General features: G+C 40.6%; 17 protein-coding genes. 12 read left to right on the top strand and 5 right to left on the bottom strand.

The genetic code is table 11. The annotated features are described in order from the left end of the window. Positions 1-3: 3 nt before the first annotated feature. The 3 genes from BW721_RS05690 to BW721_RS05680 all read right to left on the bottom strand — a co-directional run bounded on the left by BW721_RS05690 (position 4) and on the right by BW721_RS05680 (position 1,070). On the bottom strand, positions 4-237 hold the full coding sequence (locus tag BW721_RS05690; protein ID WP_076766949.1) for a DUF2922 domain-containing protein: 234 nt from the start codon (positions 235-237) through the stop codon (positions 4-6). 23 nt (positions 238-260) lie between these two features. Next, positions 261-467, bottom strand: a complete 207-nt coding sequence (locus BW721_RS05685; RefSeq protein WP_076766947.1) for a DUF1659 domain-containing protein — start codon at positions 465-467, stop codon at positions 261-263. Positions 468-533: 66 nt separating this feature from the next. Beyond that, positions 534-1,070: a sigma-70 family RNA polymerase sigma factor gene (locus BW721_RS05680; protein WP_076766945.1), complete on the bottom strand. Its 537-nt coding sequence runs from the start codon at positions 1,068-1,070 to the stop codon at positions 534-536. Between the two features lie 230 nt (positions 1,071-1,300). Here BW721_RS05680 and BW721_RS05675 point away from each other — a divergent pair, with 230 nt between their 5' ends. The 8 genes from BW721_RS05675 to BW721_RS05640 all read left to right on the top strand — a co-directional run bounded on the left by BW721_RS05675 (position 1,301) and on the right by BW721_RS05640 (position 10,910). Then, entirely contained in the window at positions 1,301-2,257 is a 957-nt protein-coding gene (locus BW721_RS05675) for a competence protein ComK (protein WP_076766943.1), read from the top strand. A gap of 78 nt (positions 2,258-2,335) precedes the next feature. Then, a complete protein-coding gene (locus tag BW721_RS05670; protein WP_076766941.1) occupies positions 2,336-3,109 on the top strand; it encodes a general stress protein in 774 nt (257 codons plus the stop codon). A 196-nt stretch (positions 3,110-3,305) separates the two neighbouring features. Next, on the top strand, positions 3,306-4,139 hold the full coding sequence (gene recX, locus BW721_RS05665; RefSeq protein WP_083686792.1) for a recombination regulator RecX: 834 nt from the start codon (positions 3,306-3,308) through the stop codon (positions 4,137-4,139). After that, the gene (mutY, locus tag BW721_RS05660) at positions 4,136-5,350 is read left to right on the top strand and encodes an A/G-specific adenine glycosylase (RefSeq protein WP_232222892.1); all 1,215 of its coding nucleotides are present in this window, start codon (positions 4,136-4,138) and stop codon (positions 5,348-5,350) included. Before recX ends, mutY begins: the two co-directional genes overlap by 4 nt. A gap of 115 nt (positions 5,351-5,465) precedes the next feature. Further along, entirely contained in the window at positions 5,466-6,011 is a 546-nt protein-coding gene (gene ntdP, locus BW721_RS05655; protein WP_076766939.1) for a nucleoside tri-diphosphate phosphatase, read from the top strand. Positions 6,012-6,431: 420 nt separating this feature from the next. Continuing rightward, complete coding sequence (locus tag BW721_RS05650) at positions 6,432-7,715, top strand: SGNH/GDSL hydrolase family protein (RefSeq protein WP_076766937.1); 1,284 nt, start codon at positions 6,432-6,434, stop codon at positions 7,713-7,715. A gap of 322 nt (positions 7,716-8,037) precedes the next feature. After that, on the top strand, positions 8,038-10,011 hold the full coding sequence (gene pulA / locus BW721_RS05645; RefSeq protein ID WP_083686791.1) for a type I pullulanase: 1,974 nt from the start codon (positions 8,038-8,040) through the stop codon (positions 10,009-10,011). A gap of 74 nt (positions 10,012-10,085) precedes the next feature. Then, positions 10,086-10,910 carry a Cof-type HAD-IIB family hydrolase gene (locus BW721_RS05640; RefSeq protein WP_076766933.1) on the top strand — a complete coding sequence of 275 codons (825 nt, stop codon included), beginning with the start codon at positions 10,086-10,088 and terminating at the stop codon, positions 10,908-10,910. A gap of 230 nt (positions 10,911-11,140) precedes the next feature. Here the strand turns inward: BW721_RS05640 and BW721_RS05635 are convergent, their stop codons facing one another. Further along, positions 11,141-12,223 (bottom strand): FUSC family protein, encoded by a 1,083-nt coding sequence (locus BW721_RS05635; protein WP_076766931.1) that lies wholly within the window; start codon positions 12,221-12,223, stop codon positions 11,141-11,143. A gap of 242 nt (positions 12,224-12,465) precedes the next feature. Between BW721_RS05635 and BW721_RS05630 the strand changes: the two genes are divergently transcribed. Both BW721_RS05630 and BW721_RS05625 read left to right on the top strand, forming a co-directional pair. Continuing rightward, positions 12,466-12,909 (top strand): Fur family transcriptional regulator, encoded by a 444-nt coding sequence (locus tag BW721_RS05630; protein WP_076766928.1) that lies wholly within the window; start codon positions 12,466-12,468, stop codon positions 12,907-12,909. A 103-nt stretch (positions 12,910-13,012) separates the two neighbouring features. Further along, entirely contained in the window at positions 13,013-13,972 is a 960-nt protein-coding gene (locus BW721_RS05625; protein ID WP_076766926.1) for a LacI family DNA-binding transcriptional regulator, read from the top strand. A gap of 318 nt (positions 13,973-14,290) precedes the next feature. On the opposite strand, the gene proC is transcribed toward BW721_RS05625, so the two are convergent. Further along, entirely contained in the window at positions 14,291-15,097 is an 807-nt protein-coding gene (proC, locus tag BW721_RS05620) for a pyrroline-5-carboxylate reductase (protein ID WP_076766924.1), read from the bottom strand. A gap of 144 nt (positions 15,098-15,241) precedes the next feature. Here proC and BW721_RS05615 point away from each other — a divergent pair, with 144 nt between their 5' ends. Further along, entirely contained in the window at positions 15,242-16,948 is a 1,707-nt protein-coding gene (locus tag BW721_RS05615; protein WP_076766922.1) for a glycoside hydrolase family 13 protein, read from the top strand. Between the two features lie 16 nt (positions 16,949-16,964). Then, complete coding sequence (locus tag BW721_RS05610) at positions 16,965-18,278, top strand: alpha-amylase family glycosyl hydrolase (RefSeq protein WP_076766920.1); 1,314 nt, start codon at positions 16,965-16,967, stop codon at positions 18,276-18,278. The last annotated feature ends 13 nt before the right edge of the window (positions 18,279-18,291 follow it).

The following is an 18,291-nucleotide window of genomic DNA, read 5'->3' as shown; positions in this document are numbered from 1 at the left end:
TTATTATGCTTCTACTTCAAAAATATCAGTCACGGTGCGTTCAATATAACGGGCACTATCTAAACCGGAATAAGGATTGACGCCTTTTACTTCAAACGCGTCTGTATCTACAATCGTTTGCATCGCGCTCTTCACGTCCTCTGCAGCTAAGTCGGTTACAGGGTTTTTCAAGCTTAAGTTACGGTTTTTGCCTTCAGCAGTTTTGAATTTTAACTCCAATGTTGTTGTCGTTGTCATTTTTTATTCCTCCTCGAATGTGATTAAGCTTTTAAGTAGCGGTGCTTTTCAGTTACAACAGCATGCATATCCGGCAAATCCACTAGACTTGCGACCGCTGCTTGAAAATTACCAATTTGCTGTTCAGATACATTTTCTTTCAAATTACTAAAACGCTGCTTCACTTCTTTTTCGTTTTCAAAATCATTAAAATACAGCTCTAAGTTTGCTTCTTCCCATTGTTTAATCATGTTAATGCCTCCTAGTTGTTAGTGTGTAGTGTCATGACTGCCTACACTTATAACAACGAATTAACTTTAAAAAGTGTTACCCTCTTTTAAAAATAAAGCCTTTTTCTGCAACGACTGGCGCCACCGATAAACTGTTTTTCGTGAGACAGCGTGTTTCTTGGCAATAGCTGTTATAGAGAGCTGGCCCAGCAAACGGTCTGCTAGAAATAGGCGTTCTTTAGGAGAGAGAAGGGTCATTAAGTGTGTCAATTGGTCGGCAAAGATCAGTTCATCAAAGGCGGGATCTTCACTAGCCAAATCAGTTATGTCATCGGAATCTGCTTCTTGGCGGTCAATTCGGCGATTTTCTTTTCTCATTTCATCTAAGAATGCCCAATGGAGGCGTTGGCTGGCATAATAAACAAAGGGATAACGGTTTGTTTCATCAAAGGGGTCTTTGTCAAAGTCATGGTAAGCATCGAATAGTTTCAAACAGCCTAATTGGTAAAAATCATCATAATCTTGCTTGCCTTTGTGGATCGTTAGTTTTTTAAGGCTGGCATAAATGATGCCTTCGAATTGGTGGAGTATGGCTTGCATCGTTTCTTCAGTAAGCTTGTTCATCTCAATCATTCCTTTTAGTGAATTTATGAACTTACTGAGGCCTCAGAACTGTTCGAGCTAACTATAGTCCGAGTATGTATAGTTAGACAAAACGCCAAAATAGATGAGATTTATTACCAAAAAGGTGGTACATAATAAATATGGTTATTTTTGTGAAAAACTAAACATATTGTGGTTTATTTCTCACAAGTGAGGTATAGTTAAGGGAGCGATAAAAGAGGAGGACATTTATGGACTATTTTTTTGATTTTAAAAACCTTCATTATAAAAAATCAGAGCAAGAGGACTTGAATCATCCGTTGTACCGTACGTTTCCAGAACGTATCCCTTTTTTTAACCAAACAAATGAATACGCTTACTTGAACGGAAGTAGCTATCTTTTTGAGGGAGGTGTAGAGTCGAGAAGCTTGTCCCCATTACCGCCCATGGTTCGGATTACTGACAAGGAAAGTATTCGTTATTATTTAAATTATGCGAAAGATTATGATGAAGTTTTTATTGATATGGGGATATTTTGTGTGATTAATGTTTCGGATTATTTAGATCATTATGATTATCAGACGTTGGTTTTCTATGAAGATGGTGTTGTGATTAAATCAAATGAGTCGTCTAATACTGTGATGGAAAAATTATTTTGTAAAGCTGGTGTGGGCTACAATCAAATTCGGTTTATTATTCAGGCTATTGAGGGTAAAGCTCACCACGGCAGTCCGTATGTTTTAGGTAAGGCGAGTTATTTACCGCTCAGAGGTCCAAGTAAAAAAGATGTGACGTGGGTTAGTCTCGGACACTTGGTTCATTTTAGAAAATTATCGAAAGAGCATAAGCGCATTCGTCTTGAATTTAAAAAGCGGCATTCTATCGATATTGATATGGCTATGGATGTATTTCGGCGTCATATTGATTCGGCATCCTATTTATTTTCCTGCCAGCATTCATTTTTAGATAGGGCGTGTCATTTATTTGGGATGTTTCCGCTGCCACATGATGAGGTAGTGAATCCAACGTTATTGCACCAAATCCATTACAGTAATCGTCTTAACAAGCAGCACACTTTGGAGGAGATGGTTATTTTGATGATGTTGTCTTTATGGCGGGAATTTGTTCGAGATGAGCCCTTCAAAGAAAACCCACTGGTTGATGACATCAACGACTTCCTGGCCAAAAAGTTTCCTTCTTACTTTTAATGGTTAAATGGTTATTAGTTGTTATTTGCTAGGTCCTGTCTTAAAATGGACATAGTTGAATGGGAAGGAGTGGCAAGTTTGGAAAAGAGAGTGGAAGGTTCATTTGCGAGTTACGACGATATTCAGGTAGCAATTCAGAATATGCTCGATCAGGGGTATACGGCACAACAGCTTGTTGTTATTAGCCGAAACGAGGAAGCACGTCAATTGGTAGCTGAGTCTGCGGTCGAAGTTGTCGTGACGTCAGACGAAGAAGAAGGTTTATGGGACAAAATTGTAGCGTTCTTTACACTTGATTTGGACGGTGATGATGAGGAAGATTTGTTCGAGAACTACGGCATTGACGAAGACACTTACGAACGCTTTGAAGATGCGTTGGAAAATGGCGAATATGTCCTCTTAATCGACAGTGCGCCACCAGTCCGTCAAGAGCACACACAATACTTAGTACGAGACGGCATCTTACCAGAGGAGGAGGACACAATGAATCATGTCAAACCAGATTGGACAGACGCTGACGACAATGTAAAAGGTGATGTAGAACAGCACTCAATTGAAGCTGGTAAGAAAGCAAACCATCCCCATCCAGATCCACAACCCGAAGTTTCTGCTGGCGGCGATGCCCCAGACTTAAAAGAAGAGGTGACTGGGCAACCAATTGAAGCTGAAGAAGTTGAAGGCGATCCAACCATGGCTGACGACAACCAAAATCTAGCCGATATGCAGTTTGATCATTCGGACTCCCACCCTGAAGTAGAAGAAGATGGTACACCTATTTCGACTGACCCATTTGGTGGCGAAACCGTTGTAGAAGACGATCCATCTAACGTTGAGCCCGACTATAAAAAGTAAAATAAAACTACCAGTGTTGTGCTGGTAGTTTTTTGGTGCGTTTGAATGGCGATGGCGTTCAGAGATAAAAAACAGTCTGACATTCCTCAAAACACCATACCAATAGGAAGCTGGAACAAAAATGAGGCAGGAAACGCCTTACTTTTATTAAAAGTCGTTTGTTTGATATAATAGAAGAACTGGAAGGGGGGATTTTGTGGAAGAGAAGACTGAGCAGCTACCGGAGATTACGATGATTCAGGTTCAGAAACGACGTAAGGATCGGTTTAATATTTATTTGGACGGGGAGTATGCGTTCCCGATTTCGGAGGCAGTTTTGATTAAGACGGGTCTCTATAAGGGGATGACATTGACCAAGGAGCGGCAGGAAACCATCGAGGAGGAAAATTCTCAGTATTTGGCTTACACGATTGCGGTTGATTATTTATCTTATGGTTTGAGAAGTGAGAAGGAAGTCCGGCAGAAGCTGCTGGATAATGAGATTGAGATGCGTTATATTCATACCACGCTCGAGCGGCTGCGTGATCAGATGTATATCAATGACCAGATTTATGGAGAAAGTTATACTCGGACGGCTGCCAATATCAACCGCAAGGGCCCGCGTCAAATTGCACAGGATTTGAAAGCAAAAGGGTTGGATGATGAGACGATTGCCCATTCATTAATGGAGTATCCTGATAACCAGCAACTAGAAAATGCGCAATATCTGGCGGAAAAAGCCATGAACAAGCAAAGCCGAACCTCTTCGAAAGATGCCCAGATGAAAGTCCGCCTACATCTCCAACAAAAAGGCTATCCCAAAGATATTATTAATCAGGTCTTCGAAGGATTAGATAGTGAAAAAAGTGAAGAAGATGAGCTGTTCGCCTTGCGCATTCAAGGTGATAAAGTTTGGCGGCGATACAGTCGCAAGGCTGAGGGCCGTGAGCTCGAGCAGAAAGTAAAAGGAAACCTCTATCAAAAAGGCTTTCCCGGTGATTTGATTAATCAATACATAGAAGAAAAGAAACAGGAAATGGATGTAGAATGACAATTAATAGAAACGACTTAATAAATGAATTAAAAGAAAAATACGGCATCACCATGTGGCCAGAAGAAAAAATTCAAGCTTTTCGAAAAGCCTTGCTTGATTGGTATGACGCAGCAGGGCGCGACCATTTACCATGGCGTTTGAACAATGATCCTTACCGCATTTGGGTATCAGAAATTATGCTCCAACAAACGCAAGTGATTACGGTAATTCCCTACTACAACCGCTTTATGACGCTCTTTCCGTCAATTAAAGAATTAGCTGAAGCCGAAGAGGATGTTTTATTGAAAGCATGGGAAGGGCTGGGCTATTATTCCCGTGTCCGTAACCTCCAAAAAGCAGCCCAACAAATTATGGCTGACTACGATGGCGTTTTTCCTAATCAACCGGAAGAAATTATCAAGTTAAAAGGCATCGGACCTTATACAGCTGGGGCTATTTCCAGTATGGCTTTTGGCTTGCCGGAACCAGCTGTGGACGGCAATGTCATGCGCGTATTTAGCCGTGTGTTTGAAATTGGAGACGATATTGCTAAACCTGCAACACGGAAAATATTTGAAAGTTTGGTTCGGATCCTCATTGATCCAGACCGACCAGGCGATTTTAACCAAGCCATTATGGACTTGGGGACGGACATTTGTGCCCCGAAAAATCCCCGTCCGGAAGAAAGTCCCATTAAGGATTTCAACCAAGCCTACCAAAATGGCACTATGCACCTCTATCCCTTTAAATCAAAGGCCAAAAAGCCTGTTCCTAAAACCATGCAGGGCATTGTTATTCAAAGCGGCGACCATTTCCTTTTGGAGAAGCGTCCCGAGAGCGGCCTGCTAGCTAACTTTTGGACCTTCCCCCTCGTCGAGGAAAACTGGGGCGATTGGCCTAAAATCGAGCAGATTAACTTTTTGGTGGCCGAACCCGCACCTCTTAACGAAGAAGGAATGCATGCTTTAAATACGTTTTTGGATGAAAAATTAAGGATGACCGCTGAGCAGATTCAGCCGGCAGTAGGGTCATTCACCCATGTTTTCAGCCACCGTAAGTGGGATATTACGGTTCATCATGTGGCTGTTGAAGAGATGAAAGAGGACTTGCCAGAAAATATGCAGTGGGTGAGTCGATTTGATTTTCCTGACTATGCCTTTGCCGTTCCGCAACAGAAAATGTGGGAAATAATCTGGAAAGAAAATCGAAAATTCTTGCAATCATTTTAATAAGAATGGTCACAGCCTTTCAATCTTATGTTATACTACTTTGTGAGTGTAAAACTGTTAGATTAAAAGGATTCGCCTTTTAATCCATAAAAGATATAGAAAGTTGGGCACCGTGATGCATCATCCAAAAGAAGGAGAATTCATCACTATTAAAAGTTATAAGCATGACGGCAGCCTACATCGCACCTGGCGTGATACGATGGTGTTGAAAACAAGTGATCAATCGATTATTGGTTGTAATGACCATACTTTAGTGACGGAGGCAGATGGCCGTCGCTGGGTAACGCGTGAACCGGCGCTATTGTACTACCATAAGCATTACTGGTTTAACGTGGTAACGATGATTCGTCAAAAGGGTGTTTCTTATTACTGTAACTTGGCATCTCCTTATGCGATTGACGAAGAAGCGTTGAAATATATCGATTATGACTTGGACATCAAAGTATTCCCAGATGGTGAAAAACGATTGTTGGATGTGGATGAGTACGAATTGCACCGCAAGCGTATGAGTTATCCAAATGAAATTGACCATATCCTAAAAGAGAATGTCAAAATCTTAGTTGATTGGATCAACGAGGAAAAAGGTCCATTCTCAAAAGAGTATGTTGAACTTTGGTATGAAAGATATTGTCAGCTGTCGCACCAGAAAAATAACAAGTGATGAAGTAGATGGACAGCCTCTGACGAGGCTGTTTTTTTGTAGACTAGGGGATTATAAGTTCAGCCATCAATGTCTAGCTCCCAAGTCCTGACCTAGTGAAAAAAAGATAAATTTGCCCCATTGCGCGCTTCGCTGCTCATTCAGGGTCAAATTTCCTATTTTTTCATAGGCCAAGGCGGACTTGTCCGCTTTTCTTATGATTAGGTGTTGGTGGAGTGAATAGAAATAGTAAAATCAGTTTCTACTCACTAAGACTGCTAATGGAGGAGTTCATCGTCAAGTAAACCTTTGACCTTTCACAAAATGCACAATAATAAAGACGATAAAAAAATATTTAGTTATTATCGTGCAATTGTGATGTTTTTATATTATTATATGAAGGGTATTAAAAACTAACTATTATTACAGGAGCGAATATAATTGAAGAAAAAGGAAATTTTTCTTGTAGTGGCTATGGGAATCTTAACAGTCGGCGTGATTGTTTTTGGATTTATTTATAGTCGCAACCAAAGACAAGAAATAGCAAACAGCCAAGACTATCAAGAAATCAGCCAAGCAGATTCATTTGAAGAACGTAAAAAGAAAAAAGAAGAAGAAAGACGTGCATCGTTCCTTGCAGCTTTTGATGAAAATAGGGAAGAAAGTACGGTCGCAGATTTCTTACAATATGTGAAATACGGTAAAGGCGACACAGCGATTACCTTTTTCGGTGAAGTAGAAACGGATGCGGCATGGATTGTTGATAATATGAATGCCTTATCTAACGAGCGTTTGTTCAGCGAAATGAAAATGAATTTTGTGAGCAGCCTTGATTTAGATGAAGGATTAGAAAGTAAAACGGACGAATTAGTTGCAAGTCAGCCAGATGTTATTTTCTATTTTTCACCATTGCCAGTTAATGAGATCGTTGATTGGACTTGGGAAGGCGAAGCAGTTTACGAAAGTAACATCACAGAGGTTTTCACAGCTTATGATGCGATTAAGGAGAGTTTGCCTGAAACGCTAGTCGTTCTCGTTACTCCTCCACCAGTTGAATCTTATGAAGGTGAAAATGGTGTGGAATCCTACCACCAACCTGAAATTAATGAGATGATCGCTATCAGCGAAGAAAATGGCTTGCCTGTTTATAACTTACACGACCAAGTGATGGAAAGTCTGACAACCAATAATGCGACAATTGAAAGTTTATACACAGAAGATGGTAGTTTGACTGAAGAAGGTCAAACATTAGTAAAAGATTTCTTCTTTAAAAATTTAAAAGAGTTAAAAGTGAATTCGACGACTGCCTACCATTTAGATGGCGAGCCAGCTGAAGTAGATATCGTTTTTGACGAAGTTTTAGAAGAAGAAGAGTCTTCTGAGGAAGAGAGTGTTGAAGAAGTTGTTGAGGAAGAATATGTAGAAGAATGGTCAGAGGAAGAGACTGACTGGGGATGGGAAGAACCTGTGGAAGAAGAGCCAACTTGGACTCCGCCAGCATCTTCAGAAACACCAACGACGCCAGTAGTACCGACTCAACCAACACCGACACCAACACCGACTCCGCCAGCATCTGAAGAGCCGCCAGCATCTGAGGAGCCGCCAGCATCTGAAGAGCCGCCAGCATCCGAGGAACCGCCAGCATCCGAGGAGCCAACTGAGCCAGAAGAACCAACTGAGCCTGAAGTTCCAGCGTTCTCTGAGGTTGAAGATAGTGCTGAATAATGAAAAAACTCTCATAAATACCAAAAAATCAAATATCCGTCTTTAAGCTCAAACAGAGAACGTTTTTTAATAACGTTCTCTGTTTTTTTGCATTCTTTCGAACCTTTTCAATCGTTCATAAACCTAATGTTTCGAAATAGAAACAATGAACAAGTGTTATAAAATAAGCAAACGTTCAAAAGTAACGATTTGCTAAATTTAGGTAAAAAAGCTTAAAAAGCACTAAAAGTTGCTGTATAATACCAAGATAGAAATCATTATAATTATAAAATACTGATAGAAACCATTAAATTAGTTTTTGCCGTTTAGAAAGGATTACAACATGAATAAAAAAGTGAGACACTATAGAGACCATGCAGGAGCTTCTTATGCTATGCCCATTACAGACATCTATTCGCCAGAGACTGACAGCCTAAAAATCGGGCCAGCCTTTGACGACTTGTTTGCATACGATGGTGTGTTAGGTGTGCAATATTCACCGCAAGCGTCTTTATTTCGTCTGTGGTCACCGGTCGCTGTTAGTGTTGATTTGGTTTTATATGACGGTTTGTATAGTAATCGCAAGCGCCATTTGCCGATGCAGGAAGTGGCCAATGGGACCTTTGAGATTGAGGTAACCGATGACTTAGATAACACAGCTTATATGTACGCGGTTCACTATCCAGATGGCAGCTTTATTGAAACGGTGGATCCTTACGCAACGGCTGTAACCCTTAACGGTGAGCGCTCGGTCGTTGTTAACTTAGCTTCTACTAATCCTGAAAACTGGACAAATCGCATGACCGCCTTCAGTGCACCAACTGATGCTATTATTTATGAAGCCCATATTCGCGATTTTACGTTTTCTGAACAGATTAAGGCGACAAATCGGGCGAAATTCCTCGGTGTTATTGAAGAAGGTCTGAAAACGACAAATGGAAAAACAGCGGGCTTTGACTATTTGAAAGAACTGGGCATTACTCATTTACAGCTTCTGCCGATGTACGACTTTCAAACCGTTGATGAAAAATACCAATTCGCCAGCTATAATTGGGGCTACGACCCGCAGAACTACAATGTGCCGGAGGGATCTTATGCCACCGACCCATCCGATCCTAAAACACGAATTCGTGAAATGAAACAAATGGTCCAAGGGCTACATGATGCGGGGATTCGCGTTATCATGGATGTCGTCTACAATCATGTTTATGAGCCGATTGGGCATCCCTTTGACAATGTGGCGCCAGGCTATTATTTTAGACAAAATCCGGATGGGTCACCGTCGAATGGAACAGGTGTTGGGAACGATACGGCATCTGAACGCCTGATGATGCGCCGTTATATCGTTGATAGTGTGCGTTATTGGGTAGAAGAATACCATATTGATGGTTTCCGTTTTGACTTGATGGGGATTCATGATGTGCAAACAATGGTGGAAATACGGGCAGCTCTTGATGAGATTGATCCATCAATTATCATGATTGGGGAAGGCTGGGATTTGAATACCAACTTGCCTGCAGATCAAAAAGCAAATGCTAAAAATGCCCATCAAATGCTACGTATTGCGCACTTTAACGATGCCCTTCGCACTGCTATTAAAGGGCGAGATATGGATGGTGGTCATGATACAGGGATTGTGACAGGTAAGAGTTTTATGGAGCAGTGGGTGGCAATTAACCAACAGGGTGGGGCCTACTACCCTCAAGATGTGGCGACTTATCAAGAACCAGACCAGGTTGTTCAATATATCGAAGCTCACGATAACTTTACCCTATATGATAAACTAAAGCTGAATATGCCTGGCGATGATGAATCGACTCGAGCGAAACGTCATCTGCTCGCGCAAAGTATGGCCTTTTTAGCTCAAGGAATTCCGTTTATTCATGCTGGACAAGAATTTTTCCGTACAAAACATGGTGTAGAAAATTCATACAAATCGCCAGATAAAATTAATTTCTTTGATTGGGAGTTGAAAGATAAGAACCAATTTGCGGTGGATTATATGAAGGGTCTTATTGCCTTGCGCCGGTCTGAACCACTCTTTCGCCTGCAGACAGCTGATCAAATCATCCGTCATATGTCGGTTTTAAAGGCGGACTATTATCAAGTGGTTTGGCAGCTGGAAGATGAGGATCATGCTTACTACGTTTTATTTAATGCTAATGGAAATGCGATTAGTTTTGACATGGAGCTAGGGGATTACGAAGTGTTGGTAAACAATCAAATTGTTAACTTAGATCATCCAGAACAGTTAAAAAATAGTTCAATTATCGTCGTGGACGGTTTATCTACAACTATTCTACGGTTGAAAAAATAATTAAATCGACCAGTCCTTTAGTGAAAAGGGCTGGTTTTTTGGTACAATGAATGAAAGAGAAAAGGAGTGCAGCCATGATCAAATTAGTAGCGATTGATATCGACGGCACGTTGGTGAATGAGGAGAAAGTTGTCACGCCAAAGGTTCATCAAGCCATTCAAACTGCCATCGACCAAGGAGTAAAAATTGTTTTGTGTACAGGTAGACCGATGGAAGGAATTCGTCCTTATTTAGAAGAACTGGGACTTCAAAACGAAGAAGACTATGTGATTTCACATAACGGAGCCTGTATAACACGGACAGACAGTCATGAAGTTTTAGAAGAAGTGGCTTTGCAGCTAGCTGATCTTCATGAATTATATGAATTTGGGAAAAACTTTCCAGCCGATATTTGTATCTTAAACGAAGAAGATTTTCTTTTATTAGTAGAGGATCCACAAACTGCCTCAATTTCAAAGCGTATGAGTGACGAGAGTGATACTGTTAATATGAAGCTTGACTTGGTTACAATTGATGACTTGAATGAGCAATCGCAATTACTGAAGTTATTATATGTAGGGGCGAAAGAAGATCTAGATGTTATTGAAGCAGCCATTCCATCAGAATTCCGTGACCGTTTCTACATTGTTAGAAGCCAAGATTTCTTAATCGAAATCATGGTGAAGGGTACTCATAAAGGAACCGCTCTTGAAAAACTAGCCAACCACCTGGGATTTACTATGGATGAAGTGATGGCAATTGGAGATGGCGAAAATGACTACGAAATGATTCACGCTGCCGGCCTAGGTGTCGTGATGGCGAACGGTACTAAGCGCCTGCTCACTATCGCAAATCAAGTCACTCTTTCAAACGAAGAGGACGGCGTTGCTCACGCCTTTGAGAAGTGGGTTATTAGATAAAACAAAAAGTTGGGGCTCCCCAACTTTTTTTGTGCCCACGCAAATGTACGATACAGCTAGAAAATAAAGGCTGTATCTTACATTCAAGCACCTAAATGTAAGATACAACACCAAGAAAGATTCCTGTATCGTACATTTCGCCTAACAAATGTACGATACAGCCGAAAAAATAGTGTTGTATCTCCTAATTGAGCCAAAAAAATAAACCGAGAGGCGAAGTCTCGGTTTATTTAAACGTTATCCAATGGTGAAAAGCCATGGTCAGTTACATGTGAGCGGTAATTAGTCACTAACTTATTGAAATGGATGAGGTCATCCTCATAAGCGAGTATGGCACTCATTAAATGGATGGGACCGTAACCTTTTTGGTTAGTAAAGTCGCTGAGCTCGCCTTCTTTGCGGGTATGATCGAAGAAGCGTTTCACCAATAGTTGGCGTTCTTCTTTATTAGCTTCAAAGAAGTTAACTTGTTCAGCTGGCACACGCCCGCTAAATTTCAACATAATTTGTTCGTGGCCGCTCATCAAGGTTTCAAGCCGTTCTCGAATCATAATCCTCATATCTGGTGAGAAACTAAAGAAGACATTTTCGTGATCATGTAGGACTTTTAAAACATGATAAGCTGAACGAGAGCACGCTAGCATGCGTCGGTAGATAACTAACTGTTTGAGCTCTAACATTCTTTTTTTTCTAAAAGTCATATGACTTTCTTGCACGAGTTGGAAATATTTATCCATCAGCCTTAATTGTTGGCGAGCCCATTTCAGATCTTTATTCATAATAGAAAATTCTGTGTTTTTACGAAGGCCTGCGCGTAGCCAAACTAAAAATTCACTGGTCGCATAGTCCACTGTGTGAAAGAGGCGATCGTCATATTTTGGTGGATGAATAAATGAATTGACCAAAAAGGCTACCACAACACCAATAAAGGTTTCTGCTACGCGAATAGCCGCTGTATAAAAGAGATTGTCGCTTGTCGACATCATGATAATGATCATGGTTACAACGGATAGTGAAATCACCTTGCCTAGGTTAAGGTAGTTAAGAAGTGAAATCAGTAAGACCACGGAAAGGCCAATAATGAGACGGTTGGAACCGATAGACCAGGCAATGAGACCTGCTAGCACACCACCGATGGTATTGGCTAATAATCTTTCTTTCATAAAGGTATAAGACCTGGCAACAGTAGGTTGCGTAGACGATACGGCAGAGATACCTGCAATAACACCACTTTCAGGAAATAAAAATTGTGCAAGTAATAAGGATAGTGCGACAGCGAGTCCTGTTTTGAACGATCGGGCTCCAAGTTTCATTTTTTTCAGCTCCGGAATATATATTTAGATTAAATTGTAATCTTTCACTTTATTTAAGTACGTCAGATATTATATATCTAAACAAAGAGAATAGAAAGACCAATCAGTCATTTACTCCTATTTTAAGCGACATCGATCATAAAGACAATCTTGGAGCGTATTTCCAATTGAAAGTATTTTTGCTATAATCAATTTATAAAGAATGTTTTCGTCAATAAGCAACAGAAGGAAGGGAGAAGAGAGTGCACGCTATTGTTAGAGATTCCCTTAATAAGTTACGTAATGAAAAAATAAGAATCACACCGCAAAGAGAAGCGATTCTCCATTATATGGCTGAATCGGATACCCATCCAACAGCTGAAGAAATTTATCGCGCTTTGCATGCTGATTTTCCAAATATGAGTCAGGCAACGGTTTATAATAACTTACACTTATTTAGTAAGATTGGTTTCGTTAAGGAGTTATCCCATCGTGACACGTCCAGCCGATTCGATTTTACCAACACGCAGCATTATCATGCTATTTGTGAAAAGTGCGGTGTCGTTGTTGATTTGTATTATCCTGTTCTAGATGACATTGATGAGGTAGCACATAGCTTGATTGGTTTTGAAGTTTCTCATCATAAAATGGAAGTTTATGGTAGCTGTCCAGATTGTCTCAAAAGTGAACAAAAGTTCGAAAATTAGGCTGTTTCCACTATAGGAAATAGCTTTTTTCTAAGCTATAATAGAAGATGTTAGTTCAAATTAAAGTTATTCTTCATTGAACTAGATGAGGGAGGAGAATCGCATGCCAACTTTATCAGATGTGGCTAAAGTCGCTAATGTGTCGAAAATGACAGTTTCACGTGTGATCAATCACCCTGAACAAGTAACAGAAGAATTACGTGAGCTTGTTTATGCGGCGATGACGGAGCTGGACTATCGGCCAAATAAAGTGGCTAAAGCTTTAGCGCAGAATCGGACACTTGTTGTCAAAGTAATGATTTTAGAGGAATTGGATACTACCGAGCCCTACTATATGAATTTGTTAATTGGTATTGCAAATGAGTTGAATAATAACCATTACGCACTGCAATTAGTAACACCATACAGCAACGATCGTACTGAATGCGATGGCTTCATTATAATGGGGATGAGAGAAGAAGATTATGCTTGGATAGCAGAGATTGACAAACCGGTCGTACTATTTGGAGAGAATGACTACGGCTTCAATTATGTCGATTCCGATAATAGAGAAGGAACCCGCAAGGCTACCTCCTACGCAATTGCCAATGGTTATTCCAAGATTGTGTTTATTGGAATTGATGTGGATGCACGATTTGAACGGTCGCGTGAACAAGGTTATTTGCAAGCTATGGAGTCGGCTGGCTTGCAAACAGAAATTATTCGTTTTGGTAATCATTCCACGCTATCACGCAATTTTATTCGCGAAAACCTTACTCATTATCCAAAAGATACGTGTTTTGTCTGCAGTTCTGACCGTTTAGCTATTGGTGTGACGACTGGGATTAGGCAGGCAGGAATGCGTGCGCCGGAGGATTATGGTGTGATTGGCTTTGATGGGGTATTTTTAGACCAGATATCAGAACCGAAATTAACGACTATTAAGCAAGACGTCTATAAAATGGGAGAAAGTTGTGCGGCTGTCTTGTTAGAAAAAATCAACTATCCTGATAAAGAAATTGAAAATATTGCCTTTTCACCACAACTGGTCATTCGTAATAGTACGAGAGTTATTAACAAATAACTAAATCGCAGTGAAACAATCAAAATTTTGATTGTTTCATTGCGATTTTTATTTTATTTAGGGGCTGAATTTTTCCCAGCGCCTTTTTATTTACTTAAGTGTGCGATACAGCTTCAAAAAATGAGCTGTATCGCACACTTGTAGCTTGAAATGTGCGATACAGGCCGCTTCGCACAGTCTGTATCGCACATTTAGACCGTTGAATGTAAGATACAGCTGATATTTTTAGTCTGTATCTTACATCTCGACAAAAAAAGGCTGGGAAAATCCCCAGCCTCTAAAATCTATCGGGGTTAAACGCCTTTTGTCGCACTCTTTCTACTTATTCATCTCAATTGATTTTTGAATAGTCGCATCCACACTTGCCATGACAGCTGCTCTTAAGCCAGTTTCTTCAGCTCGAATAACGCCTTCAATAGTAGAACCACCAGGAGAACAAACTTGGTCTTTCAACAAACCAGGATGAGTGCCTGTTTCTAAAATCATTTTACCTGTTCCAACCATTGCTTGGGCAGCAAAGGTATAAGCTTGCTGGCGCGGCATTCCCGCTCTAACCACAGCATCCGCCATCGCTTCAATGACCATGTACAAGAGAGCTGGCGATGAACCGCTAGCACCGACAACCGCATCTAACAACCCCTCATCAATGATTTCAACTTTCCCTACACTAGCAAATAATGATGCCATTAACTGCTCTTCATCAGCAGTAAGTTGATCGTTAAAGCACAATCCGACCATTCCCTCACCAACGAGGGCAGGGGTATTCGGCATAGCTCGTGCTACTTTCACTTTTTTTCCAAATTGTTCTTCAATAAAGGCAATACTCTTTCCAGCTGCAATATTGACCACAATGACGTCATCCTTTATTAAATCTTTCACTTCTGCGATAACATTCTCATAAACGTGTGGTTTCACTGCTAAAAATAAAACATCTGCCTGGGCAGCGACTTTCTTATTATCTGTCGTTACCTGAATTGCCGTGTCATTCTTTAACTGATTGAGTAAGTCTTGGTTTCTCCGAGACGAAATGATCTGATCTGCTGTCGCAAATCCTGTCTTAATTAAGCCTTTTATAATGGCGGTTGCCATATTACCTGTTCCAATAAAACCTATTTTTTTATCCATTCTGCCACTCCTTCCAGCCTCAATAGTTTTATTATAACTTTTTACGCCTAAAATTGATATCGGTAACAGCTAAAACGTCTTTGTAAGTTAACCGATTTCAAGGTAAGCTATAGCTAAGAAAAACATAAAAAGGAGGATATTGTAATGGAGCACCAACCATGGTGGCACGAAACGATTCTATATCAAATTTATCCCATGAGCTTTCAAGACAGCAACGCAGACGGCGTTGGCGATATTCCAGGCATTATTAAACGATTAGATTATATTCAAAGCCTAGGCGTCAATATGATTTGGCTGAATCCCATTTTTGCTTCACCTAAAGTTGATAACGGTTACGACGTTTCGAATTATATGGCAATCGATCCACAATTTGGCACAATGGCCGATGTGGAGCAATTAATTCATGAAGCCCATATTAGAGGGATTAAAGTCATTTTTGACCTCATTCTCAACCATACGTCTGACCAACATCCTTGGTTCCAAGAAGCCATTAAAGGTAGGGACAATCCTTACCGTGACTACTACATTTGGCACGATGGTAAGAACAATGGCCAAGAACCACCTAATAATTGGGAAGGATTTTTCCGAGGCTCTGTTTGGGAAAAAGAGCCGAGTGACGACCAGTATTACTTCCATTTATTCGCCAAGGAAATGCCAGATTTAAATTGGGAAAATCCAGATGTTCATCGTGCGCTAGAAGATATTTGTTTCTTCTGGTTAGATAAAGGAATTGATGGCTTCCGGGTGGACGCCTTTATCCATATTCAAAAGGAAGATGGATTCCCAGATCTTGATTTACCAAAAGGGGAGATTGCAATTGCTGAACAGTACTATGCTAATTTGCCCAAAGTAAATACTTACATGAAGATGTTTACATCGCGTTTACGTGAACGATTCCCTGATATTTTTATTGTTGGCGAGGCCGCATCAGCTGATGTTCACTTAGCGAGAACCTACAGCGATCCAAATGAAGGCGGTTGTAATTCAGTGATTACCTTCCGCTACTTCCCCGTCGACGAAGAAAGTAAGGACTGGCGCCTAAATGGCAACATGCAGCGTGCACCGCTACTCTTCGACCGTTTCAAAGAAACGATGAACGAATGGCAAGAGGAAATGTCTGACATTGGCGGCCCAACTCTTTACTGGAACAACCATGATATGGCCCGTGTTGTTTCTCGTGTTGGCGATGATCATATTTACCGAGATAACAGTGCTAAAATGCTAGCCACTTTGATGTACCTTCAAAAGGGCATACCTGTTATTTATAACGGAGAAGAAATTGGCATGAAAAATCTTTATATCGATAAGATTGAAGATTTCAATTCACCAGAAGCCGATGATTTTTATAAAAAAGCACTTGAATACGGCTACACCCGCGAGTGGGTGCTCCATAATATGAGGGAAACGTCAAAAGACGCTGGAAGAGGTGCTATGCAGTGGAATGATAGTGAGTTTGCTGGATTTTCAGAAGTAAAACCGTGGAGTGGTGTGAATATTGAACCGTCCTATACAGTGAAATCACAAACTTCCAACCCTACTAGTATTCTTGTTCATTATAAAAAAGTTCTTGATTTAAAACGGACCGAGCTCTTTATCTATGGGGACTATCGATTGATTGAAACAAGTCCTGAGCTCTATGTTTACGAGCGCGAGTACCATAATAAGTTAGCGACCGTTATTTGTAATGTCACTGATCAACCACAACTCTATCCTCTTTCTGAGGAAGGAGAGAATGACTACCGTCGGGTGATTCTAGAAAATGAAGGTGTTCGTATTATCAAAAACCATGCCAAGCTAAGTCCTTACGGCGCAGTCGTTTTATTAACAGACTTTGAAGATACTCATGAATAAAAGAAAGGAAGGTTAGATGGCTATTCAAACTGATACACGTTTACGCAATCAAGTGATTTACTCCATTTATGTACGCAATCATACACAAGAGGGAACATTTGAATCAATTATTCCAGACTTGTCAAGAATCAAGGGGCTGGGTGTCGATATCATTTGGCTGATGCCAATTCATCCTATTGGAGAAGTGATGCGTAAAGGGGTAGCTGGGAGCCCTTATGCTATCCAGGATTATCGCAGTATTAACCCTGAATATGGAACGATGGAAACTTTCGAACAGTTTGTCTCTGAAGTGCACAAACATGATATGAAAGTGATGATTGATGTGGTTTATAACCATACATCACCGGATTCTGTTTTAGTCCATGAGCATCCAGAATGGTTCTACCGCCGACCTAACGGCAAGATGGGAAATAAAGTAGGAGAATGGTACGACATTGTCGATCTTGATTATAGCCACCGCGGATTATGGGACTATTTAATCGACACGCTAAAAATGTGGGCGGAAAAAGTAGATGGCTTTCGATGTGATGTCGCTAGTCTTGTTCCAATTGCATTTTGGGAAGAAGCCAGAGAAGCCGTCTCTACAGTTAATCCTGATACCATTTGGCTAGCCGAATCTGTGCATACGTCATTTTTAAGACAACATCGTGATCGTAAAAACGTTGGACTTTCTGATAGCGAAGTTTACCGTGCATTTGATATGACTTACGACTATGATGTTCATCATTTCTTTGAACAATATATGTGGAAGGAGATTACGCTGAAGCATTACTTGGATATTTTGATGTTCCAAGATGGTATCTATCCTGAAAATTATGTGAAGTTGAGGTTCTTGGAAAATCATGACCAACCTCGTATTAGGAGTTATATTAAAGACACTGATGCCCTTGCAAACTGGACGGCTTTCTCCTACTTCCAAAAAGGAACTGCCTTATTGTTTGCAGGACAAGAAAAAGGGTTTGACCATTTGCCCGACTTATTTAATAAAGACGTGGTGAAATGGAATGAAGCTAATGTTGATTTAACACAATTGATCCAAAAACTTTATCGTTTCAAACAGGATGCTGCAGTTCGGGAAGGTGCTTATTCTTTAAGGGCTGCTGAAGGTGTGGAAGTGGTGCTTGGTTCCTATATCCATAACGAAAAAACTATAGTAGGTATTTTTAACCTTGACGGTGGGACTCATGTTATTCAAGTGGATGTACCAGATGGTAGTTATAAAAATCTACTTCATGATGAAGAGTATGTTGTTCGTGATGGCGTTTTGTTGACGAGTGGAAAGCCAATTATCTTTGCTTATTTTCACGAGGCTCAGTTGAGCCAAGTTTAATGAGAAAAAACTC

The organism is Jeotgalibaca sp. PTS2502 (assembly GCF_001975685.1).
Lineage (GTDB): Bacteria > Bacillota > Bacilli > Lactobacillales > Aerococcaceae > Jeotgalibaca > Jeotgalibaca arthritidis.
Note: the sequence above shows the minus strand (reverse complement) of the source record. Positions and strands in the feature narration are given on the sequence as shown.

What these genes read in the sequence shown, in the direction of transcription:
- proC (WP_076766924.1), bottom strand. Translation starts at nt 15,097, where the DNA reads ATGGATAAAAAAATAGGTTTTATTGGAACAGGTAATATGGCAACCGCC.
- BW721_RS05610 (WP_076766920.1), top strand. Translation starts at nt 16,965, where the DNA reads ATGGCTATTCAAACTGATACACGTTTACGCAATCAAGTGATTTACTCC.
- mutY (WP_232222892.1), top strand. Translation starts at nt 4,136, where the DNA reads ATGACAATTAATAGAAACGACTTAATAAATGAATTAAAAGAAAAATAC.
- BW721_RS05685 (WP_076766947.1), bottom strand. Translation starts at nt 467, where the DNA reads ATGATTAAACAATGGGAAGAAGCAAACTTAGAGCTGTATTTTAATGAT.
- BW721_RS05690 (WP_076766949.1), bottom strand. Translation starts at nt 237, where the DNA reads ATGACAACGACAACAACATTGGAGTTAAAATTCAAAACTGCTGAAGGC.
- pulA (WP_083686791.1), top strand. Translation starts at nt 8,038, where the DNA reads ATGAATAAAAAAGTGAGACACTATAGAGACCATGCAGGAGCTTCTTAT.
- BW721_RS05615 (WP_076766922.1), top strand. Translation starts at nt 15,242, where the DNA reads ATGGAGCACCAACCATGGTGGCACGAAACGATTCTATATCAAATTTAT.
- ntdP (WP_076766939.1), top strand. Translation starts at nt 5,466, where the DNA reads ATGCATCATCCAAAAGAAGGAGAATTCATCACTATTAAAAGTTATAAG.
- BW721_RS05680 (WP_076766945.1), bottom strand. Translation starts at nt 1,070, where the DNA reads ATGAACAAGCTTACTGAAGAAACGATGCAAGCCATACTCCACCAATTC.
- BW721_RS05625 (WP_076766926.1), top strand. Translation starts at nt 13,013, where the DNA reads ATGCCAACTTTATCAGATGTGGCTAAAGTCGCTAATGTGTCGAAAATG.
- BW721_RS05635 (WP_076766931.1), bottom strand. Translation starts at nt 12,223, where the DNA reads ATGAAACTTGGAGCCCGATCGTTCAAAACAGGACTCGCTGTCGCACTA.
- BW721_RS05640 (WP_076766933.1), top strand. Translation starts at nt 10,086, where the DNA reads ATGATCAAATTAGTAGCGATTGATATCGACGGCACGTTGGTGAATGAG.
- BW721_RS05675 (WP_076766943.1), top strand. Translation starts at nt 1,301, where the DNA reads ATGGACTATTTTTTTGATTTTAAAAACCTTCATTATAAAAAATCAGAG.